The sequence below is a fragment of the Marvinbryantia sp. genome (assembly GCF_047017445.1).
Lineage (GTDB): Bacteria > Bacillota > Clostridia > Lachnospirales > Lachnospiraceae > Marvinbryantia.
In genome coordinates, this window is the sequence record NZ_JBKXTT010000014.1 from 1 (window position 1) to 21,616 (window position 21,616).

The window sequence follows — 21,616 nt, forward strand, 5'->3', positions numbered from 1 at the left end:
ACCTGCTGACAAGTGATAAAATCATATCAGTGACAGCTCATGAAATCACTAACATTTCCGCACGCAGAAAATAAATAATGTACGCAATTATTATGCCATATGGTTTTGCAAATTGCAATAACTATATGCATATATTGTTTAACATTTGTACGCCGAAGGTTATTGCAAGAATTGATTAAGATTTATTTTTCAATGACTAAATTTAATAGTATGCCCCGATTTTTGCTTACTGTTCGGGTGCGGACTTGATTAAGAAAAGCCAGTCGTGTAAACTGTAATCAGTCAAAACCACTGACTCTTCTTAATCCAGAATCCCGGATACTCTGTCAAAGAGTGCAGAGTTACGAAAAGTTATTCGCACAAAGGCAGTTGGCAGAATTTGGCGAGAAACAAAAGAAAAAACTTGCCGACAAGCGCCGAGAACTTGACAAAGCAAAGGTGCGTATTAGTGAAATTGATGGAGTTATCCAAAAGCTTTACGAGAATAACTCAATGGGCAAAATCAGCGACGAGCGTTTTGCCACAATGTCGATTTCCCTTGAAAATGAGCAACGCGAGTTAAAGACCGTATTCCCACTTTGGAAAATGCCAAAGTCAAGACCGAAGGCTTACAGCGGTTTATTGATAAAGCGAAGAAGATTACCCGCCTTGAAGTTCCCACGCCTGAACTGGTACACGAGTTTATTGAAAAAATCGTGGTATCCGCACCCGAATACAAGGACAGCAAGCGTTATCAGGAGGTTGCAATCCATTACAACGGTGTTGGCATTATCCGAGAGCCGACAGCAGCAGAAATGGAAGAATACTTCCAAGAACACATCAGCAAAAAGCCTTTCTTAAAGGCAAAAACGGCATAGCCTATGACTACACCGCATTCACACAATAATATTTAATTGAGATACAAAGTCGCGCTTGGGGTACCTTCCTTACGGAGGGTCCCCAACGGGTATCCTTTTTCTTATGCTTATTCTGCATCTTCCTCTGCCGGTGCTTCTTCTTTTGCAGAAGCATTCTCCAGAGCCTTCATGCTGAGGCTGATCTTCTTATCTTCGCCATTGAAATCTACTACCTTTGCTTCGATTTCCTGTCCTACCTTCAGAACATCCGACGGCTTCTCTACATGATCATGAGAAATCTGAGATACATGGAGCAGCGCATCCACACCCGGCTCCAGCTCTACAAAAGCGCCGAAATCTGTCATTCTTGCCACGCGTCCGGTAACAACATTGCCCGCCGCATATTTCTCTGCCGCAGTCAGCCACGGATTCTCGTCCTCAAACTTCAGGCTGAGTGCGATCTTGCTTCCATTGATGTCCTTGAGCAGGACTTTCAGCTTATCGCCTACGTTAAAGATCTTTCTCGGATTGTCAACTCTGCCCCAGGACATCTCGGAGATATGAAGCAGACCGTCTGCTCCGCCAAGGTCTACGAACGCACCGAAATCTGTGATGTTTTTGACAACACCCTCAACGACATCGCCGACATGGATTCTCTCAAACAGCTCTTTCTGCATCTCTTCCTTCTTCGCAACCAGAAGCTGCTTACGGTCGCCGATGATTCTGCGTCTGCGCGGATTGAATTCCGTGATAACAAACTCGATCTCCTGATCAGCAAATTTCTCCAGATTCTTTTCATAGGTATCGGACACCAGGCTTGCCGGAATAAATACCCGCGCCTCATCTACCACAACGCTCAGACCGCCGGACAGTACCTGCGTAACAGTTGCTTTCAGTACCTCATGGTTGTTGAAAGCCTCCTCCAGTCTCTTGTTGCCCTTCTCAGCGGCAAGCTTCTTGTAGGTAAGCGCCACCTGACCGTCTCCATCATTTACCTTGAGTACCTTTGCTTCCATCGTATCGCCGACTTTTACGACGTCTCTGAGATCAACGCCTGCATCGTTTGTATATTCATTCTTCGAAATGATGCCATCTGCTTTGTAGCCGATGTTCAGAACGATCTCATCTTCTTTTACGTCGATGACTGTTCCCTCAACGATTTCTCCATTGTGAATTGTTTTCAGTGATTCCTCCAGCATTTGTTCAAAACTCATTTCTGACATATGTTTGAACCTCCTTAATAATATGATTGGGGGTAGATGCCCCTGCAGTAATACCTACGCAATCGACAGGAGGTAATAATATTGGCTCCAAGTCTACAAGTGTCTGTATATAGTAAGTATTTTCGCATTCTTTTTGGCATATCTCAAATAGCTTCTGTGTATTTGAACTGTGCCTGCCGCCAATAACAATCATAGCGCCCGCCCGCTTTGCAATCTGCGCCGCTTCGCGCTGACGTTCGTCGGTTGCACTGCAGATCGTATTGATAGCATTACTATCATAACCCTTTTTAGAAATAATTTCAACTAAATTTTTGAATTTATTGTTGTTAAATGTCGTCTGTGATACGATGCACAGATTTTTTCCGGCTTCCGGGACGAAGCCTTCCGCTTCTTCCTCAGTGGCGATCACCGTCGTCTTTCCCACACACCAGCCTTTGATTCCCTCAACTTCCGGATGGCTGTCGCTTCCGATAATTACGATCTGTTTTCCTTCCCTGCTTTCTTTTTCCACTATCCGATGTATCTTTTTCACAAACGGACAGGTGGCATCTACCAGCTCCAGCCCTTTTTCCTGTATCAGGCGGTAAATATCCCTGCCCACTCCATGGGAACGGATAATAACCGTTCCACTGGCAAGCTGTTCCAGCTCACGGCGCGACTCGATGACACGTACGCCCCGCGCCTCCAGATCCTTCACGACCTCCTCATTGTGAATGATCGGACCATATGTGTAAATAGGTCCTTTTTTCTTTTCCGTCTGCTCGTATACTTTATCGACTGCACGCTGTACGCCAAAGCAAAATCCGGCTGTTTTTGCAACGATTACTTCCATCTTTATTTCTTTTCCCATCTGCAGAGTGATTTAATCTTTTCTGTCACCTCGTCAACTGACATATCTGAAGAATCCAGAAATACAGCATCCTCCGCCTGCATCAGCGGAGCAATTTCGCGGTGCATATCCTGCTCGTCGCGCATAATGATATCCTCCCGGATCTCCTCAAGGCTGCAGGAGATTCCCTTTGCCTCCAGCTCCCTAAAACGCCTCTCTGCTCTTGTATCAGCGCTCGCCGTCAGATAAATCTTGAGCTGCGCATCCGGCAGGATATTCGTGCCGATATCCCTTCCGTCCATCACAACGTCGTGCGTGCGTGCCAATTCCTTTTGCAGATCCAGCAGCTTCTCCCTCACACAGGGGAGCGCAGCCGCCTTCGATGCCATGTTTCCCACTTCTTCCGTGCGTATCAGCCCGGACACATTTTCTCCATTTAGCAGCATCTGCTGTTCCCCGTCCCGGTAAGCGATGGATACCTGGATTCCCGGGAGCGCCTCCGACACCCGTGCCTCATCTTTCGCATCGATGCCGCAGCGAAGCAGCGAGAGCGCGATTGTGCGGTACATCGCCCCGGTATCCACATAAATGAAAGAAAGCTCCTTTGCAACCCTTCTGGCAATGGTACTTTTTCCTGCACCTGCCGGTCCGTCTATCGCAATATTATACGTCATACTACCTCCTGTGCTGTGTCTTCGGCGGCGCATCTGATGTTCAGACCGTTCTGTCGCCCGACCGCTGCCCTGCCTTCGTCCTCCTGCTGTGTATTCGCCGCAGCCAGATGCACACCAGCCGCGTAACCGGTAGACCAGGCAATCTGCAGATTGAAACCGCCCGTCAGTGCGTCGACATCCAGCACCTCGCCTGCAAAATACAAGCCCTGCACCAGCTTAGACTCCATCGTTGCCGGATTAATCTCTTTAACAGTAACGCCGCCCTTTGTAATAATAGCTTCATTATAATCTCGCAGCCCTGTCGCCGTCAACTCCAAATGTTTGATCTGATGGACAAAGCCAGTCCGCTCCGCACGCGAAATCTCATTCACCTTTTTCTCCGGTGAAATTCCGGAAAGCTTTTGCATCACCGGCGTAAGTTTTGCCGGGAAGAGATTCCCGATCACATTTTTGAATTGTTTGTTTTTCCCCTCTTCGAATTCCCGCAGCAGCCTGGCGTCAAGCTGCTCCTCGCTCAGCGCCGGTTTCAGGTCGATCACCAGTTTTAGCTCCTTCTGGCGCAGCTTTTTCTGCACCGCCGCACTCGCCGTCAGAACCAGCGGACCCGTCACGCCGAAGTGTGTGAACATCATTTCTCCAAAGTCCTCATAGAGACGCTTCGTTCCGTCATAAACAGAAAGCCTGACATTCCGAAGTGAAAGCCCCTGCAGTTCCTTCACAAACGCTTCTTTTACATTAAACGGCACCAGAGAGGGATACTGCTCTGTCACCGCATGGCCGTACTCCTTAGCAAAGCGATAGCCGTCCCCGGTGGAACCGGTACTCGGGTAGGAAAGTCCGCCGGTCGCCACGATCACGGCATCGCCGCAGATCTTTGTCCCATCCGCGAGAAGGATTCCCGCAGCGGCTCCGTCCGCAGTGAGCACCTCCCGAACCTCTGTATTAAAATGAATGTGTACCCCGGCGTCGCGCAAAGCGCGCCGCAATGCATCGATCACATCCGCTGACTTGTCGGAAACCGGAAACACACGCTGACCGCGCTCTGTTTTGGTCTTGCAGCCGTGCGCCTCAAAAAAGCGGATCACATCCGCATTGGTGCAGCCATAAAACGCGCTGTACAGGAATTTGCGGTTTGTGCAGACCGCTTCAAACAGCTCCTCCACATCGCAGGCATTCGTAAGGTTGCATCTGCCCTTTCCGGTGATATAGAGCTTTTTCCCAAGCCGCTCATTTTTTTCGTAAATATGAACTTCATTGCCCGGCGCCGCCGCGATCGCAGCAAACATTCCCGCCGCGCCGCCGCCGATGACGAGTATCTTTCTCATGTAACTTCCTTTCTGCTGCCAGAACATTACGCAAAGCCGTACACGCGTAACGCATACGGCTTTTCACTCTATAATATTGGCAGTGTCCCCGCAGTTTTGCATTGACCGACACCACCGCTTATATGGATAGATTAACATATATTTTTCCCCTGGACAAGCATTTTTTCGATGTCCACTTTTCTTTTTCTATTCTATCCCCAGCGTCTCATGCAGCCTTGCAATCGTCGCTTCAAAATCCGGAACCAGCATTTCATCCTGTGAATAGTATAAATCATCGTAAGGAATCCGTTCCTCCGACAACTCATATTTTGTAAATTGCGGTAACATAGCTGTGAGCTTTATCATTTCTACCGGTTGAATATTATGTTCTATCTGCGCAATTATCTCTGTTGAAATCGTCAGAAGCTCCGCCGCATTCAACTCCTGCATTGATGAAAATATTTCTTTCAGCACATCACGCTGACGCTGTGTTCTCTGATAATCATTATTGCCAACATAGCGGATGCGCATATAGGCAACTGCCTGATATCCGTCCAGCAGGTAGGTTCCGCCTGTATAAAGATAATCTTCTTCCGGAGCCCCTAATTGTGGCAGATATAAGTTAAGATTTGCGCATTCTTCATCAGAAAGTGTAATTTCTACACCGCCCAGAAGATCGACAATATTTTCCATATCCATAAAATCTACGATTGCATAATTGTCAATCTGCAGCCGGTAATTATCTTCCAGTGTCTGAACCAGTACATCTCCTCCACCGACTGCAAAGGCGTAATTTAATTTGTGTACACCATAGCCCGGGATATCAGCATACAAATCTCTCATAAACGATGTCAGAATGATTTCCTCTGAATCCTGATTTACGGTCACCAGAATCACCACATCCGAATTGCCATTCCAGCTATCGTCCCGGTGGTCAGAGCCAATCAGAAGCAGATTGTAGCTTTCCTGCTCATCCGAATACTCTTCCTGGGCATAAACAACCTCTGTACCCCAGAGCGCCAGCAATAGCATAATCATCGCCGCGCACTTTGTAAAAAATGTTTTCATATTCATCTTTCTGTCTCTCCCCCTGCCTTTTTTAAATAATCAGCCAAAGCTGACACCTGAACCATTACCGCTTCTTGATGCAGTTCATCCAAAGAATGCATCATGGAAATCAACTGCAGATCCTGCTCCGTGTATGCTTCCCCTGTATCTGTTTCCAGAATATCATCCGCAGATAAACCATAAAGAGAAACAAGCTCCGCAAACGTCGACAGACTCGGCTCCGCCACATTATTTTCATAACCAGAAAGAGTCTTGCAATGTATTCCCGTCAGCTCCATCACCATCTGCTGCGTTAATTTTTTTCTCTTCCGACCATCTTTTAAAGTCTGTCCAATATTTTTCATTCACAGCATCCTTTCATTTCAGGTACAGCAAATTTCCCGTTAAAAAGCATTTATCGCACTAATACCTTGATTCATAATATAAGTCTTTATTATCTCCGGTAACGGTACTGCTATCCATACTCATTCTCCAATTCGCATGGACGCCATACCAAAGCACAGAAAGCTCTTTTCTCAAATCCTGATGTTCCCAGCGCCATACAACTGTATAATATCCCAAAACTGTAGCATACTGTATTCAGGAGGTGATTTGCATGAGTATTACCATAAAAGCTGCACTTGGGCTATTCCTTCTCTTCATCTGGATTTTATGCCGGGCATGTACACTTGCCGATGAGCGAGAAGGTTTTTGGGATATATATTTTCCCCTCTGATGACATATTTTAACAAACTATAAATCCCACACCGCGATGACCACACCGAAAGCTTTACCAATGATATCACCCAATTCAAACAGCCTCCTGCGCATAAAAACCCGTACCGGCTCACTGGCGTCTACCTTCTGCTCTCCCTGCCGCCGTACATTTTCTCATAGTAATTCTGGTACTCTCCGCTGATGATCTTTTCCCACCAGGGCCGGTTATCCAGGTACCATTTTATCGTCTTTTTAATACCATCCGTAAACTTTATCTCAGGCAGCCACCCCAGCTCGTTATGAATCTTCGTCGGGTCAATCGCATAACGCATGTCATGTCCCTTTCGGTCTGTCACATAAGTGATCAAGTCTTCGCTCTTCCCGAGTTCTTTTATAATCAATTTCACGATATCAATATTCCTCATCTCGTTGTGACCGCCCACATTATAGACTTCCCCGATCCTTCCCTTTCTCACTATCAAGTCGATCGCCTTACAATGATCCTCCACATACAGCCAGTCGCGAACATTCAATCCTTCGCCGTAGACCGGAAGAGATTTTTCATTCAAACAATTCGCAATCATCAGCGGGATCAGCTTCTCTGGGAAGTGATACGGACCATAGTTATTGGAGCACCGGCTGATCGTCGCCGGCAAGCCATAGGTACGGTAATACGCCATCACCAGCAGATCCGCCCCGGCTTTTGAGGATGAATAAGGAGAGGATGTGTGAATCGGCGTTTCTTCTGTAAAGAACAGATCCGGGCGATCAAGGGGAAGGTCTCCGTACACCTCATCCGTACTTACCTGGTGGTACCTCACATTGCCAAATGTGCGGCAGGCATCCATCATGGTAGCTGTGCCAATGATATTGGTCTGGAGGAAGATTCCGGGATCTTCAATGCTGCGGTCAACATGGCTTTCCGCTGCAAAGTTGATAACCACATCAGGCTTTTCTTCCTCGAAAATGTTCATAACCCCTTCCCGTTCACAGATATCCAGCTTTACAAAACGGAAGTTGGGATTGCCCATCACCGTAGCCAGAGTACTCAGATTTCCTGCATAGGTCAGCTTATCGATACACACCACCCGATCCTCGGGATGCTCCTTCATATGATAATGTATATAATTTCCGCCGATAAAACCGGCTCCTCCTGTCACAATAATCGTCATGGTCTTTTACCTCACATAATTACATGTTCTCACAGTACTGCTGATATCTCCACAGAACAGCTTTTCTTTTCAATATGATACCGCCTCAATGTGGCATCTGTTCGTCACAGTACCACCTTTCCTTCCAACACGGCCATCAGGTGCTCACCGTAAGGACTCTTCCCATAACGCTCTGCACTCACCCGAAGTTTTTCATCATCAATCCAGCCCATGTGGTAAGCGATCTCCTCCGGGGAAGATATGGTCATGCCCTGGTATTCTTCAATCATGCAGACAAAATTCGTTGCCTTGCGGAGGCTGTAAAAGGTACCCGCGTCCATCCAGGTGAAACCGCGGCCAAGAAGCAGTGCGTTCAGTCGCTTTTCCTGCAGGTACATATCATTCAAGGTGGTTATTTCAAGCTCTCCCCTTGCGCTCGGCTTGACCTGCTCCGCCTTTTCGCTGACGCCGGCGGGGTAAAAATAAAGACCCACAATGGCATAGTTGGACTTTGGTTTTTTCGGCTTCTCTTCCACAGAAAGCACCTTCACGCCGTCATCCATCTTTCCCTCTTTCACGAATTCCATGACTCCGAACCGCTCCGGGTCTTCCACATAATACCCAAAAATACAGGTCTGTCCATCCTCCGCCATTTTTCTTGCGACACTAAGCTTATGCCCTAAACCATTGCCGTAGAAAATGTTGTCGCCAAGGATCATGGCGCAGCTATCGTCCCCTACAAATTCCTTTCCAATAAGAAATGCCTGGGCAAGCCCCTCCGGTTTTTCCTGAATAGCATAGGAGAGAGAGATGCCGAAAGAACTGCCGTCGCCCAAAAGCTGGCGGATTCGTGGCGTATCCTCTGGTGTACTGATGATCAAGATGTCCTTTATCCCTGCCAGCATCAGAGTGGAAAGCGGATAATAGATCATGGGCTTATTGTAAACCGGAAGAAGCTGTTTTGATGTCACCATTGTAAGCGGATACAGCCGTGTGCCGGAGCCGCCGGCCAAAATGATTCCTTTCATTTGTTTGTACCTCGATTTCTGTTTTTTCCTGTACACTCATCGTGTAATGCAAAGGCGTTTCTAAATGAAGACGGACAATTTTTCGTAACTTGTAATTACTCCCATCAATATCACCCTCCAAGTTTCTTTTTCATCTTGCGCAAAAAGAATTCATACATCATTCGCATAAAAATGTTAGGTTTATATTTATAAAAAGATTTTCTAAATCTTTTTCTGAAATCATTACTGCAGCATCTGTGTTGCGTATTTACAACATCCCAATAATCCTTATCTGTATATTTCCCACTCAATGCCTCCTGTAATTTTTTCTGTCTGTCCAAAAACCATCCTCCATCACTGGGAATCGGATACATACAGTCATTTATATAATATGGATGCATTTCATAGCTGATTATTGCAGGACCTTCTTGTTTAGTGACTTTGATTTCGACGATTCCGGTTTGACGACATATCTGCGGCACCATATCAGATACAAAATTTCCTTGCCCGTAAACAATCAGCGAATCCTTATACTTTTCAATTCCTTGAAAAACATGCGAATGATGTCCCAAAAGAATACTCACACCAGTATCTGCGAATTTATGTGCAATTTCTATCTGCGCATTTGAAGGAAATGTAGCAAACTCATCTCCCCAATGAACAGCCAATACAATCACAGTATCTGGCTGTTCATTGTGGAGCAGCTCAGTTTTCCTCAAAACTTTTTCAATATCATCTTCATACCGGATATCATCTGGCTGATACCATTCAATATGAATGCAGAGGGATAAAAAGGCAAATTTCACACCATCAATATCAATAATATAAGGATTCTCATTCTTAATACCGATCACCCCAATTCCAGCTTCCTCACATACCTTTTTAGTATGAAAAAAAGCATCCGTCCCGTGCTGGAGACAATGATTATTGGCCAGATTAAGAATGGAAAAACCTGCTTTTCCAACTATATCAATGGTACTCTCCGGGCAAGACATTTGCAATTCTGCCAGATTCTTATGTTTAGGATGATATACTACTGTTTCAAAATTGCCAATTACAATATTTGCATTGCTGAAATGTTCCTCACAGTTGTAAAACACTTCGTCTTTAATGGATTGAAATGTAGCTCCGACACCTACACCAACAAAAAGTGGTGAGTCTGAAAGCATCAGATCCCCCACTGAGCAAATTATAACTTCCCTTTTTTTTGACATCTCTTTACCTCTTTATCTCTTTATTATCAAATGTCCCTTTATGGTATCCTCTTACTTTTAGAACGGAAAAACCTTCATTGCGCTCGATGTTTTATGAATGACAGGATAAGCTTTTTCTCTTTTAACCAGAAATATGATCCGGCAACAACAAGGTAAATCATCACACCCATTGCCACCTGTATCAGTAAAGTAGAAACATCTGCAACATGGGATTCTCCATACAAGTAAACCGGAATAAACATAAGGAATCCCGCAAGAATAAAAAACAAATTAGATACCGTGTATCTGACAACCGGAATTTCCTTTCTACATATAAATATCTGATACAAAGCCACAAACGACTCTGCCAACAGAGTTGCATAAGCTGCACCCACAGCGCCCCACAATGGGATAAAAATGGAGTTGAATACCAGATTAATAACCACGCCAATTAATATAGAAATAATATAGTCCTTATCCCTTTTCTTTGGCAGCAAATACTGGTTCCGCACCACATTTGCGTTTCCACGGAAAATCACATGGGGAGCGATCACCATGATGAGTACACCGCTTGCTAAAAATTCCTCTCCAAAGAAGATAGGGGCAAATGTCTTACCAACACCCATCATTCCAAATGCCATTCCACAAGCCATAAACATAATGACTCTCATAGATTTCTCTATGTAATACTTTGTTTTCTCTATTTCTCCGTCCTGTGCAAAATTTGTCATTTTGGGAAGTGTAACCACACCAAGAGATGCAAGGATCATATATGGGACTTCAACAATCTTATCAGCATTTGAATAAATAGCAACTTCTGCCATTCCTACAATATTTCCAAGCATGATCTTATCCATAGTCCGGTAAATATTGATCACAAGAACCGGAAAGAAAAGGACAATGGAACCTTTCCCATATTCCCATATTTCTTTAGGAGTTGCGTATACAAACTTTATGTGTTTAAATGCACCCACCCAAAGAATTAGCGAACTGAATAACAACGTGCCTGCACAAAAGATAGAATACAGTATTAGATCATTCTTTGTTCTTACAAAAATGAATATTCCCGCAAATGATAACAAACGTGCTGCTATATTTACTGTGGATGTAATCTTGAATTTCTCAAGCCCAAAATACATCCAACTAATGTTAAACAATTCTGCAACAATGTAAAGACTCTGTATCCATGCTATTTCAACATTTTCTTTACAAAAGGCAGCAACATAAATCGCATAAGCGGCCAAAGCAAGCACACTTGAACAAACCTGGAAATAGTATGCAGCAGAAAATGCTTTATTCAATTGGCTCTTGTCTCTATTATTTTCAGCAATAAGCCTACTTCCATAATTTTCAAATCCAAGATATGCAAACATTTGGAAATAGGTAACGATCGAATAGGTGTAATCATAAATTCCTAATTTCTCGGCTCCCAATACTCTTGTCACATATGGGACTGTAACCAAAGGCAATATAATTCTCAAAACCTTATAAAAAGTTGTATAAATGAAATTCTTAGCTATTGTTTTCGATGTGCCCATTTGCAGACGCTCCTATTATATATATGCAAATCATTTGTTCTTACGCTACATCTGTTTATTTCCCGTATTGTTGCTTGACGAAGGTATTGAATACTTCCGACAAATATAAACAGCAGGAAAAACAAAATGTCATCAAATGTTTCCCCTTGTATTATCACAAACAAAACGGTAAAATACGCTATCAGTATTTGAGTCATAGTCTCTTTTGAAAATTTAAGCTTTCTACATGTCAAAATCAATAAAGCATTAAACAAAATGAATCCAACCAATCCTCCTGTGAACATAGTATTCAAATATCTATTGTGAGTTGTTGCAAATCCAAACATTTCATAACCCTTTCCTTGTCCAACTCCCCAAATAGGATTTTGTAGAAAAGAGCTAAAAGCAATTGCCCACACCTGTGTTCTTCCTGAAAGTGTCATTTCTCGGTTGAGGAATTTCTGAAGAAATGTAGAAAAAATCTGTAGATTTTGCATTATAACAAATAATACAAATATCACAATATTCATACATAGACTCCACACTAACGATATACGCCATCCTTTCTTACTCATCCTATTATAGAAAGTAATAGCTATAATTCCTGCTACGCTTATAAAAGAAATTACCGACCATACACGAATAATATAAAAAAGCGAAATAACTTCGAGAATAACTAGATTTCGCAATCTAAATTTTTCTTTTTTCTCCGTTTGCAACCTGAATTCTCCCAAGACAATTGCAATTGTCGCATAAAGTCCAAGCGAATTCTGATGACCCAAAAAATAATACTTTTTTGTCCCAACAACTCCAGTGGCAGTATATAGTCCATCTGGAAACAAAAGCATAGATATTACATTTATGTATATCAACAGTGCCATAATCCTATATAGAACTCGTATACACCGTGCTGCATCTTTTTTAAGCATAATGCTTATAATAATGATAAATGACGTTACGCTGACAAACTGAATAGTCACTGAAATCATTGAGGAGCCAGCTATAAATGTACTTACCCAAAGAGACAACTCAATCAAAATTATTAAAGCCATAATAGAATTGAAATAAATATCTCTCAGGTGAACAACGACAAACCCAAAGCTCAATACTTTTGCAACTGTATACACAGTGTCCATGACTGTGAACCTTGACAAATAAGGACTTTCAAAATAACAAATAAGAATAAAGAACCATACAATATCCTTCTTGTCCACACGAATTCTATTGCCCACTGTATTTTTTATCATTCCACGTTCCCGTCCTCTGGTTTTCAAGAATTGTACATTTTTAATATTTTTCATATGTAGTTATTAATTTATCGTAGATAACCTGTTCACTAAAAATGCTTCTTGCATATTCTGATATTAATTCCGAATCATATTTTTCATAATTATCATATATCTCATGCATAGCGTCTCCTAACAAGGAGGGCTTATTGTATGGCACTGAAATCCCAAGGTTATGATTTAAATATGAAACAACACCCTCTTTGTCAGAAATAATCGTAGGTTTTCCACAAAGCCACGCCTCCGCAACTGGTACGCAAAAGGTTTCATATTTACTGAAGGATACCAATACATCCGCTTTATTCAACTCTACTGCAACATCCCTCAGCTTCAATTCCCCAGCAAATCGAATTTTGTCATTACCAATCGCTAGATTCTCCAGTTTTTTCCTCTCCGAACCAGAGCCAATGACCACTAGACGTATATTATCATTCTCAGAAAATTGTTCAATAAACTGCTGTATTACCACATCAAATTGTTTTAATCCCACTAGCCTTCCTATTGCTACAAACGTAAAATTGCTGTGAGTATTCTTCTCGGCCGTGAATAGAGGTGATACCAAGTTTGGAATGATTTCTGTCGAAACAGAAATGTCCACCAAATTTGATGCCGCTTCTAACAGTTGCTGCCCAACACTTATGAAACAGTTTGCATTTGCGCCATAATATCTCAGTCTGTCAATTTCATGTTTTTTCAGCGTATTAATTAGCACCCGGGACCAATGCTCTGTCACAAATAAACGTACCCCGGCACTCCTATATTTTTCTATTTCTTGAATGCTACTAATCATTGAAGGATAATGCACGTGAATAATTTCAGGCATTCCGGAATCGTCCTTAACCTTATCCAGAAGCAGTTTCCAGCAATTATCTTCAAATCTTTTCCAGTAAAATCCAAGCTTTCCTGGAAAATACAAATGGGAGTATGTATAAATACGCACTCCTTCTTCTACAAATTTCCGGAACCCCCTAGGATCTTTTCTGTTCAAAAAGCTCAAAGTGAGTGCAATATAGAACACCTCATGCCCGTTACGAGCTAAGAGCTTCGCTTGTTCCAGTTCAAATGAACCCCACATTCCATTTGAAGTTGTCGGATATCCCCGTCCAATTAACCATATTCTCATCTAACTATCCGCCTTACTCAGTTTACTTTGAATGATTGCTGTTGTAGTTTCAGAAAGGCTTATCTCCGGTTTCCAACTCATGTCCTGCATAAACATGGTTGCGTTAATTGCCGAATTTCTCTCATCCTCTCCTTCTAAAACAGAATATTTAACATCCATATCTGTCTGTTGCTTCATTTGCTCGACGATGCACTCAACTACATCCATCAAAGTGTAGCTTTCATTTCTGCCCAGATTATAAGTTTCTTTCCAGGATTTAGGGTTACTCATTGACAGCTTCACCAGACCCGCTGCAGCATCTCTGACATCCAGAAAGCCGTAACGCTGCATACCGCCTACAACCTTGAGCTGTTCTCCCTTTAAGGCCTGAATGACCATTCTGTTCACAATGCGCTGGTCATATCCAACGCCAAGTAAGCTCGCCATTCGGATGTTGGTATGTGGTCTGTCAGAAAATACTTGATTTACAAATGCTTCACTGCTAAATTTACCTACGGCATATGGCGTTTCCAGGCAAAGCAAGTCTTCTTCTTTTGCCGGAACCAATCTTTTAGAAGAATACACGCTCTGAGAAGAAATATTGATCAACGCACCTGCACCGCATTCATACGCCCTGGTTATCATCCTATAAACCTTGTCTAGCCCATTTGCCATTTTATAGCCATCTGCATTTGTAGGAAATAGACAATTAATGAAAACATCCTCGAGACTGCATGGGTATCCATTTAAAAGAAAGTCTTCTGTATCAACAGTAAAAATCTCAGGTTGAACGCTGGATTTGCTTGTAACGGCTACAACTTCAATGCCAACTTCCAGGGCATTTTTTATGAGGTTCGATCCCAGAAAACCGCTGGCACCACTTACAATTATTCTTCTCATGTATCTTCCTCTTCAAAGTTCATAATCCAGTTGCTTGTACACTTCTTTAGTATCATGCGGCTTCAGCAGAACACTATTTCCTTCTGCATCTAACATCCGGAACAGCTCATTCACCTTATCGATCCGCTCAATCAATTCTTCTTTTGTGTCTGCCACTACATGAATCCGCGTAGTATCCTGCACCAGCGTTCCGGCGGAATCCGCCGGTATTGTATGTCCAACTCTGTCCCTTCTGGCAATATGTACTAACCACGGATAAGTATTCAGTTCTTTCTCGCCCTTGACTTCCGCAATCGTCGCTCCCGGTCTTCCCAAAACATTCAGCGTTGCGTACCACCGTTTGAATTTGGGATTGAACTGCGTGTACCTTCCCATGCTGCCGGTCAAAGCAAGTTCCATTAGATGCTCAAAGGTATTATAGTCATTCTCATATTCCAGAATCTGATACGTCTTGCAGCCATTCAAACGCATCCCTGCCTCGTAGCAATAAAGCTCTTTACCCTTCATAATCGCTTGAATAAATAAAGAGCCGTTCTGAATACCTATTCCTTTCAGCATAGTAATGATATGATCATTGTATTTCTCTAAAATCAAATCCGTGTAACGGCTTGGATAAATATATAAATCCGGAGCCTTGGTAGCGCTCTCCTGCTCTGTGTTGAAATAGCGGTCATGGATAGCAGCAAGCTGTATATCTCCATCCTGCGCAATATACGTCAGATTGATCTCATCATACGGCAGATACTGCTCCACAATAACATCTCCGGATTTAGATGCCTTTTTTGCCTTTTCAAACCCCGTTATCAATTCTTCCCGATTATGACAGGGTGTTACGCCAACAGAGCTGGCTGCATCAATCGGCTTAATAATGACTGGATACTCCAATTCACCATTTCGGATATCTTCCTCAGAGCGGATCACATACTCCTGCGGCACCGGAACCCCGTATTGCTGGCAGGTATGCTTAAAGAATTTTTTGTTTGTACTCATCTGGAGTTGCTCAACAGTAAAAGGTGCGGGCATTCCCAACCTGTCTGCCAATTTTCTGACGATTGGTCCCAATCGCTCATTAAAGGCAGTGATAATCCCATCATAGTGCTCTTCTTCACAGAGCCTCACCATAGCATCTTCATCATAAGCGTTGACATCATGCGCATAATCTGCCAGACTCTTCGCATAGGTTTTTTTGTTATAATCCGCGACACCAACTGTCACATCATTTCTATGCGCCAAATCAATGATGTCAACTGTATTGTTAAGACCGCCAACAAGCAGCAGTTTCTTTCCCTTCAAACTAACGTCTAACATTCTATCTTTCCTCCCGGATTTATTGATTTTTCATTCCGACATCCACACCGGCATTTTATCATCAATACTTCCCTCACCGTTCAATTTACTATCAATCCAGGCAGTATGTCTCATAGCGCTTGGCCAGATGTATTCCCACAACAGGCTTTCCAAGCTCGAAATCATTTTCTCCCGCAATAGCTAATGCGGCAATAACCGTATCGCATCCCGCCGCACACGAAAAACTGGTTCCGGCAGAAAAACGCGGATTAATTTCAATAATCTTGTATTGATTACCATTGCGAAAAAACTCTGCATTTACAACACCGTTCAAATCTAGCTTTTCCATAAGCTGATTGCAGATTTCTGTAAGCTTTGGGTCACTGATAGTCTCGACTGCGATTCCACAACCGCTGGGATTGCGCAGCAACTCGATCCGTTGTACTTGACAGGCATGACCAGTCTTTGCACTACGAATCAGATCAACAGTGACAATCTCTCCTTCGGTATATTGCTGAATGACAAAATCAGATTCTTTGCCCCCTTCGCTCACCATACTCTCCAGTGCGCCTCTGTTCTCAATCTTCCGGCATCCCAGACTTGCCCTGCCTTCTATAGGCTTCATGAAAAGCGGAAAATCCGCATCTTTAATCTCTGAAAAGCTCCCATATCTTTTGATATAGATTTCCGGAATATTATCCCTAACCCAATTGCTGAAGGTGTCCTTATAGTGACACGTCATGACCAGACTGTGGTTGGGGATACAAAGCGATACTCCGATGCCTTCAAACTTATCCCTGTTTTTGGAAAGATTTGCTATTTCTTCGTCAATAGTCGCAAAATAAAAGCTAACATGATGCTCTTTACAAAATCTGAGCGCATAATCTATGTATGCGTCAAGCTCTTTTATGGCTGAAGGAAATGTATAGAACTCATCTACATCCTTGCTGGTAGCCACCTGATTTTTCTGATAAATATCTCCCCCAATGATATGATAAACACCGGCATTTCTAAGTTGTGAAACAATTGCAGTCGATGCTGCCGTCCCAATCGCCGTTACAAGTACAACCGTTCTCATTTACTATCCCCTCCGTCATACGCAGGATACTTTCCTTCCGCGGCAAGATCCCTATAATTGATTAGGCTCATCGCCTGTCCATTCTCGTTATATCCAATGAAATATGTAATGCCCTTTCCCTGCGCCTGATTTCCTCTCTTTCCAAAGGAAAACACCATTTTGACGAGAGCGAAGAACATCTTCACATCAAGCAAAAAACTCACATTCTCCACATACCAGATGTCGTTTTCAAAAGTTCGGTTGTACTTAAACACATCTTCCTCCGGTACATGAATCATGCGCGGACACTCAAGACCTGGACGCACTGCTGTCCGCATCTTATGCCGCTCTGACAATCTCTCGTGGATAAACACAGGCTGCGGTCGAGGACCGATAATACTCATGTCGCCCTTCAATATTGACCAGAAATTTAATAGCTCATCTAACGAAAGCTTCCGCATGAATTTACCGAACTTTGTGACACGTTGGGATGGAGGAAGAAGTTTTCCATCCTTATCCTTCTTCTCATTCATATTCCGAAACTTGACCATGGTAAACGGTTTTTCGTTCATCCCCATCCGTGTCTGTTTAAAGAAAACTGGATTCCCCACATCAAAGAACGTACAAATACCGAATACGACGTTAAACGGAAGCAGGATAAGAAATGCTGGAAAAGATATCATAATATCGAGAAAGCGTTTTCCAAATCTTGTATAAATCGTTTTTCTCGGATGCACCGGGGCGGATACTCTGTTCGTCTCATCCAGAAAATGTTCTCTTAAATATTCTGCTGCCGCACTTTCCTCATTTGACGCTAAACCTATGTTACCAAATGTACTTTTTGTTTTTTCTGACGTTTTCACGTGACCTTCCTCGCAACTATCCTTCTTTACCACCGATTAATCACACCAATCACATACTGCACTTCCTCATCCGGAAGTCCAGCGTAAATCGGCAGACTCACTTCCTGCTTTGCAAACCGCTCCGCATTCGGAAAATCGCTCCATTTATATCCCCACTCCCTGTAACACTCGGCTACATAGGGAGGGATTGGATAATGAACCTGCGTTTTGATATGGTTATCAACAAGGTACTTCTGAAGACCGTCCCTGTCCTCAACCAATATTGGGAAAAGATGATATACATGGTAGACTTCCTCATACACAGGAGGAATTATGACTTTCGGGTTTTTGATTCCTTCCATGTACATTTGAGCCTGGTGACGACGCTCAATGTTTCCTTCATTCAGATGCGCCAGCCCCACCTTCAGCACTGCCGCCTGAACCTCATCCATACGGCTATTTACACCATTGATTTCATTATGATACTTTACCTTACTGCCGTAATTTCTCAACAGTCTGATCTTCTCCGCCAGTTTATCATCATCCGTAATAATCGCACCCGCATCTCCTAAAGCCCCCAGCGGCTTCGTGGGATAGAAGCTAAAACATCCAATATTCCCAAAAGTTCCCGCCAACTTCCCCTTGAAGGAGGAACCATGGCATTGGGCGCAATCTTCAATCAGAATCAGGTTGTGTTTCTGTGCAATTTCCGTGATCTTATCCATACGGCTGCATTGACCGAACAGGTGAACAGGGAGAATGGCTTTTGTCCTATCTGTAATCTTGGATTCGATAGCACCCGCGTCTATCTCCATGTGGTCATCCATATCAACAAACACAGGAGTGCCTCCGTTTTCCGTCACTCCAATGACAGATGCGATATAAGTTCCGGCAGGAACTATCACCTCATCACCCGGTTTAATTCCAATTGCACGGAAAGCCAGGATCAGCGCATCGGTACCTGAATTGAGTGCTACACAATGCTTTGCACCCATATAAGCCGCAAACTTCCTCTCGAAATCCTCCATCTCTTTGCCAAGGATATACCAGCCGGAATTTAAGGCTCTCAATGCCGCTTTCTCATATTCTTCTTTATACAAATCAAAGGTTCTTTTCAAAACCACAGATTGTACTTCCATTACTTTCCTCTCCTTTGTTGTTACTTATTGTATCTTTTTAATTCATTTCCAGTATTCTTTTCATTTCCCTGACTTCCTCCGCAAACATTTCAAAGTCCCGGACATATTCCGTTGCATCATAATACTCATTTGTAACGACCATCAGCACGGAATCAGACGTGAAATCATACATCTCTTTCCAGATCATACGAGGAAGATATACTGCATCCCTCGGCTCATTCAGTTCATAAACTGTTTCGCCCAAATCCTCATCAATGACCTTAACCTTACTCTTGCCGGATATATTGAAAAGAACAAATTCTGATTTACCGTTGGCGTGCTTGCCTCTCACAAGTCCGATATTGCCTTCTCCAAATATATAGAAAATTCTCCGTATCTCGAATAGAATGTCTTTCATGCCTTCAACCACAATTGACCGTGAAACCGTGTCGGATGAGTCGCATGGTGCGTTTGATGGAAATGCACAGGGAAACCTTAGCATTTTAACGTCAAGCACATTTCCTACTTCACTTGTGCAATATCCCCAATAGATTTTTCATCTTTATTTTGTTTTTTTCTATAGGATAAATACTCGTCATAATTTCTGATATATTCATCCGGATCGTAGTATTCGGAGGCAGCCACACAAAGCACAGAATCATCATGCCGCCAGATCATTTCCCGCCAAAGTCCAGGATTAAGTACAACTCCCTTCGAGGGATTATCAAGCGTTACGGTTTCCGTCTCTTCGCCATCGGTAAGGATGATGTCAATGGCTCCATAGGGACAGAACAAAAGCTGCCAATTTTTCTTGTGGGCGTGAAATCCTCTATGTTGATTCTCTTCTGTTTTGTAAATGCAGTAGATTCGCTTAATTGCAAACGGGATGTCCCTCTCACTCTCGACAAACGACAAACCGCCTAACTTAGGGTCTTTATTCCAGACCGTATTTAGCCTCATTATCTGGTACTTCATGTTTTCCTCAATTCCCTCTTTTCTCATTATTGCTGTTATTATGCAATTTTTTTACTACTCCCACAGACATCCACGGATTCTCATGTTATGATCAAGATTATCCGTATAGACTGCTACAATTTCTTTCTGAATATCCTCAATGGTTCTCATTTCTCCATTTCGTGTACACTCTATCAATTTCCATCCAAATCTATCAGCACAATAATCAGCAGCATCCCGGCAACGGCTCAGATACCCCACATCTTTCTCATGAATATCTTTTCGTTCCTCATGTCCTTCGTATCTGCCCGTCATCAGCTTCTGACTAACCTGTGGATCGACCCTTAAATACACAACCATGCCTGGTTCTGGTATGCCAAGCAACTGATACTCAAAGTGGAATAACCAATCCAGGAATGCATCCCACTGACCTTTTGGAAGTTTCGAGCATTGATGAATCGCATTTGAGGTAGTATAACGATCTGCAATAACTATCCAACCATCATCGTAAAAATTTCCCCAGTCCTTTTTATAGCTGGCATATCTATCCACAGCGTAAAAACTGGATGCCGCATATGCATTAACATCCGATGGAGCAGATCCGAATTGTCCCGAAAGATACATCTTTATCAGCGCCGAAGAATCACTCCCATAGTCCGGAAACGATACTTTCCGTACGTTATTCCTTTTCTTTAGAATTTCTTCGTAAAGCAGTTTTGCCTGCGTGGCCTTTCCCGATCCATCCAAACCTTCGATAACAACTAATTGACCTTTCATAAACAGCTCTTCTGCACTTTTGTTCTCCATATATCCCACACGTTCTTACTCTTCCGCATCCTTCCCACTGATTATCACACACGCGTCCACCTGTTCCAGTGAAATATCTACGCCCTGTTCCGGCATATCTTTCTCCTCCTGCGCGTCTGTGAAATAATCCTTCAGTTCAGAAATCAGTTCATCGTCCTCTGCGTAGATCGTAGTATCCGATATAATGCCTGAATAGCTTCCAATTACAACGTCTGTGTAACCATCTTCCTGGAATTTCTCCTGCCATTTTGCTGATACTCCAACTCTATCGCTTCCATTAATCAACGCAATTTTTGCATCAAGAAATCTCTTTTGTTCCTCCGTCTCGGATGCTGTTTCTGTTTCTTCCTCCTGCAAGCCGACAGCCACAGTCATTTCCTGCTGCTCCTCTGGTTCCGTATTATCTGCTTCAATACTCTCTGAACCCGCCGGAATATAATCTACTATCCGCTGCGCTTTTGATACATTATTACTGGAATCCATTGCGGCATAAATGATCTTTGCTTTTTTCTCATCCGCTGACGGATAAACCGCTTCCACCATCAGAGAATCGGTCACGTCTCCATCCACATTATCTACAGCAGTCACTCCGTCAAGCAGTCTGTCCGTTCCACTGTCTTCCCGATATGTAACACGTTCCCCCGATATCTGAATATCCGGTCCCGAATGATCCGATATAATATAGAGAAATACTGACAGGGCACCTCCTGCCATACAAACTAATAGCAACAATATGGTACATATTTTTTTACTCATCGTTCTGGC

Annotated in this window: 22 protein-coding genes; 1 reads left to right on the forward strand and 21 read right to left on the reverse strand. The window is 43.2% G+C overall.

What is annotated here, in order from left to right:
* Positions 1-578: 578 nt before the first annotated feature.
* On the forward strand, positions 579-857 hold the full coding sequence (locus ACLU9Q_RS14810; protein WP_412625536.1) for a DUF4368 domain-containing protein: 279 nt from the start codon (positions 579-581) through the stop codon (positions 855-857).
* 107 nt (positions 858-964) lie between these two features.
* Here the strand turns inward: ACLU9Q_RS14810 and rpsA are convergent, their stop codons facing one another.
* The 21 genes from rpsA to ACLU9Q_RS14915 form a co-directional block, all read right to left on the reverse strand.
* A complete protein-coding gene (gene rpsA / locus ACLU9Q_RS14815; protein ID WP_296832330.1) occupies positions 965-2,059 on the reverse strand; it encodes a 30S ribosomal protein S1 in 1,095 nt (364 codons plus the stop codon).
* Positions 2,040-2,891: a 4-hydroxy-3-methylbut-2-enyl diphosphate reductase gene (gene ispH / locus ACLU9Q_RS14820; protein WP_296832333.1), complete on the reverse strand. Its 852-nt coding sequence runs from the start codon at positions 2,889-2,891 to the stop codon at positions 2,040-2,042. The genes rpsA and ispH overlap by 20 nt, the downstream gene beginning before the upstream one ends.
* Positions 2,892-2,893: 2 nt before the next feature.
* Entirely contained in the window at positions 2,894-3,562 is a 669-nt protein-coding gene (gene cmk, locus ACLU9Q_RS14825; RefSeq protein WP_296832336.1) for a (d)CMP kinase, read from the reverse strand.
* Entirely contained in the window at positions 3,559-4,887 is a 1,329-nt protein-coding gene (locus ACLU9Q_RS14830; RefSeq protein ID WP_412625539.1) for an NAD(P)/FAD-dependent oxidoreductase, read from the reverse strand. The genes cmk and ACLU9Q_RS14830 overlap by 4 nt, the downstream gene beginning before the upstream one ends.
* A 186-nt stretch (positions 4,888-5,073) precedes the next feature.
* A complete protein-coding gene (locus tag ACLU9Q_RS14835; protein WP_302226349.1) occupies positions 5,074-5,940 on the reverse strand; it encodes an LCP family protein in 867 nt (288 codons plus the stop codon).
* Positions 5,937-6,278: a helix-turn-helix transcriptional regulator gene (locus ACLU9Q_RS14840; protein WP_298514825.1), complete on the reverse strand. Its 342-nt coding sequence runs from the start codon at positions 6,276-6,278 to the stop codon at positions 5,937-5,939. The genes ACLU9Q_RS14835 and ACLU9Q_RS14840 overlap by 4 nt, the downstream gene beginning before the upstream one ends.
* A gap of 492 nt (positions 6,279-6,770) precedes the next feature.
* Positions 6,771-7,802, reverse strand: a complete 1,032-nt coding sequence (gene rfbB / locus ACLU9Q_RS14845; RefSeq protein ID WP_302226348.1) for a dTDP-glucose 4,6-dehydratase — start codon at positions 7,800-7,802, stop codon at positions 6,771-6,773.
* Positions 7,803-7,906: 104 nt separating this feature from the next.
* Positions 7,907-8,809 carry a glucose-1-phosphate thymidylyltransferase RfbA gene (gene rfbA, locus ACLU9Q_RS14850; protein WP_302226346.1) on the reverse strand — a complete coding sequence of 301 codons (903 nt, stop codon included), beginning with the start codon at positions 8,807-8,809 and terminating at the stop codon, positions 7,907-7,909.
* A gap of 110 nt (positions 8,810-8,919) precedes the next feature.
* A complete protein-coding gene (locus ACLU9Q_RS14855; protein ID WP_302226345.1) occupies positions 8,920-10,002 on the reverse strand; it encodes a CapA family protein in 1,083 nt (360 codons plus the stop codon).
* A gap of 74 nt (positions 10,003-10,076) precedes the next feature.
* On the reverse strand, positions 10,077-11,519 hold the full coding sequence (locus tag ACLU9Q_RS14860) for a flippase (RefSeq protein WP_302226342.1): 1,443 nt from the start codon (positions 11,517-11,519) through the stop codon (positions 10,077-10,079).
* Positions 11,498-12,745: an O-antigen ligase family protein gene (locus ACLU9Q_RS14865; RefSeq protein ID WP_302226340.1), complete on the reverse strand. Its 1,248-nt coding sequence runs from the start codon at positions 12,743-12,745 to the stop codon at positions 11,498-11,500. Before ACLU9Q_RS14865 ends, ACLU9Q_RS14860 begins: the two co-directional genes overlap by 22 nt.
* A gap of 40 nt (positions 12,746-12,785) precedes the next feature.
* Positions 12,786-13,907, reverse strand: a complete 1,122-nt coding sequence (locus ACLU9Q_RS14870; RefSeq protein WP_302226337.1) for a glycosyltransferase family 4 protein — start codon at positions 13,905-13,907, stop codon at positions 12,786-12,788.
* Positions 13,908-14,786 (reverse strand): NAD-dependent epimerase/dehydratase family protein, encoded by an 879-nt coding sequence (locus tag ACLU9Q_RS14875; protein WP_302226334.1) that lies wholly within the window; start codon positions 14,784-14,786, stop codon positions 13,908-13,910. It abuts the gene before it with no gap.
* A 12-nt stretch (positions 14,787-14,798) separates the two neighbouring features.
* A complete protein-coding gene (locus ACLU9Q_RS14880; RefSeq protein WP_302226332.1) occupies positions 14,799-16,094 on the reverse strand; it encodes an ATP-grasp domain-containing protein in 1,296 nt (431 codons plus the stop codon).
* Positions 16,095-16,185: 91 nt separating this feature from the next.
* A complete protein-coding gene (locus ACLU9Q_RS14885) occupies positions 16,186-17,151 on the reverse strand; it encodes an ATP-grasp domain-containing protein (protein ID WP_298514391.1) in 966 nt (321 codons plus the stop codon).
* Positions 17,148-17,993, reverse strand: a complete 846-nt coding sequence (locus tag ACLU9Q_RS14890; protein WP_302226330.1) for a sugar transferase — start codon at positions 17,991-17,993, stop codon at positions 17,148-17,150. Before ACLU9Q_RS14890 ends, ACLU9Q_RS14885 begins: the two co-directional genes overlap by 4 nt.
* Positions 17,994-18,019: 26 nt before the next feature.
* Entirely contained in the window at positions 18,020-19,111 is a 1,092-nt protein-coding gene (locus tag ACLU9Q_RS14895; RefSeq protein WP_302226328.1) for a DegT/DnrJ/EryC1/StrS family aminotransferase, read from the reverse strand.
* A 37-nt stretch (positions 19,112-19,148) separates the two neighbouring features.
* On the reverse strand, positions 19,149-19,607 hold the full coding sequence (locus ACLU9Q_RS14900; RefSeq protein ID WP_302226325.1) for a sugar 3,4-ketoisomerase: 459 nt from the start codon (positions 19,605-19,607) through the stop codon (positions 19,149-19,151).
* Positions 19,608-19,612: 5 nt separating this feature from the next.
* Entirely contained in the window at positions 19,613-20,065 is a 453-nt protein-coding gene (locus ACLU9Q_RS14905; RefSeq protein WP_302226323.1) for a sugar 3,4-ketoisomerase, read from the reverse strand.
* Positions 20,066-20,119: 54 nt separating this feature from the next.
* A complete protein-coding gene (locus tag ACLU9Q_RS14910) occupies positions 20,120-20,851 on the reverse strand; it encodes a dTMP kinase (protein ID WP_302226358.1) in 732 nt (243 codons plus the stop codon).
* Positions 20,852-20,866: 15 nt separating this feature from the next.
* Positions 20,867-21,607 carry a LytR C-terminal domain-containing protein gene (locus tag ACLU9Q_RS14915; RefSeq protein WP_302226321.1) on the reverse strand — a complete coding sequence of 247 codons (741 nt, stop codon included), beginning with the start codon at positions 21,605-21,607 and terminating at the stop codon, positions 20,867-20,869.
* Positions 21,608-21,616 lie beyond the last annotated feature (9 nt).

What these genes read in the sequence shown, in the direction of transcription:
- ACLU9Q_RS14835 (WP_302226349.1), bottom strand. Translation starts at nt 5,940, where the DNA reads ATGAATATGAAAACATTTTTTACAAAGTGCGCGGCGATGATTATGCTA.
- ACLU9Q_RS14830 (WP_412625539.1), bottom strand. Translation starts at nt 4,887, where the DNA reads ATGAGAAAGATACTCGTCATCGGCGGCGGCGCGGCGGGAATGTTTGCT.
- ACLU9Q_RS14915 (WP_302226321.1), bottom strand. Translation starts at nt 21,607, where the DNA reads ATGAGTAAAAAAATATGTACCATATTGTTGCTATTAGTTTGTATGGCA.
- cmk (WP_296832336.1), bottom strand. Translation starts at nt 3,562, where the DNA reads ATGACGTATAATATTGCGATAGACGGACCGGCAGGTGCAGGAAAAAGT.
- ACLU9Q_RS14855 (WP_302226345.1), bottom strand. Translation starts at nt 10,002, where the DNA reads ATGTCAAAAAAAAGGGAAGTTATAATTTGCTCAGTGGGGGATCTGATG.
- ispH (WP_296832333.1), bottom strand. Translation starts at nt 2,891, where the DNA reads ATGGAAGTAATCGTTGCAAAAACAGCCGGATTTTGCTTTGGCGTACAG.
- ACLU9Q_RS14885 (WP_298514391.1), bottom strand. Translation starts at nt 17,151, where the DNA reads ATGAGAACGGTTGTACTTGTAACGGCGATTGGGACGGCAGCATCGACT.
- ACLU9Q_RS14880 (WP_302226332.1), bottom strand. Translation starts at nt 16,094, where the DNA reads ATGTTAGACGTTAGTTTGAAGGGAAAGAAACTGCTGCTTGTTGGCGGT.
- ACLU9Q_RS14875 (WP_302226334.1), bottom strand. Translation starts at nt 14,786, where the DNA reads ATGAGAAGAATAATTGTAAGTGGTGCCAGCGGTTTTCTGGGATCGAAC.
- rpsA (WP_296832330.1), bottom strand. Translation starts at nt 2,059, where the DNA reads ATGTCAGAAATGAGTTTTGAACAAATGCTGGAGGAATCACTGAAAACA.
- rfbB (WP_302226348.1), bottom strand. Translation starts at nt 7,802, where the DNA reads ATGACGATTATTGTGACAGGAGGAGCCGGTTTTATCGGCGGAAATTAT.
- ACLU9Q_RS14910 (WP_302226358.1), bottom strand. Translation starts at nt 20,851, where the DNA reads ATGGAGAACAAAAGTGCAGAAGAGCTGTTTATGAAAGGTCAATTAGTT.
- ACLU9Q_RS14870 (WP_302226337.1), bottom strand. Translation starts at nt 13,907, where the DNA reads ATGAGAATATGGTTAATTGGACGGGGATATCCGACAACTTCAAATGGA.
- ACLU9Q_RS14905 (WP_302226323.1), bottom strand. Translation starts at nt 20,065, where the DNA reads ATGAAGTACCAGATAATGAGGCTAAATACGGTCTGGAATAAAGACCCT.
- ACLU9Q_RS14860 (WP_302226342.1), bottom strand. Translation starts at nt 11,519, where the DNA reads ATGGGCACATCGAAAACAATAGCTAAGAATTTCATTTATACAACTTTT.
- ACLU9Q_RS14895 (WP_302226328.1), bottom strand. Translation starts at nt 19,111, where the DNA reads ATGGAAGTACAATCTGTGGTTTTGAAAAGAACCTTTGATTTGTATAAA.
- ACLU9Q_RS14840 (WP_298514825.1), bottom strand. Translation starts at nt 6,278, where the DNA reads ATGAAAAATATTGGACAGACTTTAAAAGATGGTCGGAAGAGAAAAAAA.
- rfbA (WP_302226346.1), bottom strand. Translation starts at nt 8,809, where the DNA reads ATGAAAGGAATCATTTTGGCCGGCGGCTCCGGCACACGGCTGTATCCG.
- ACLU9Q_RS14865 (WP_302226340.1), bottom strand. Translation starts at nt 12,745, where the DNA reads ATGATAAAAAATACAGTGGGCAATAGAATTCGTGTGGACAAGAAGGAT.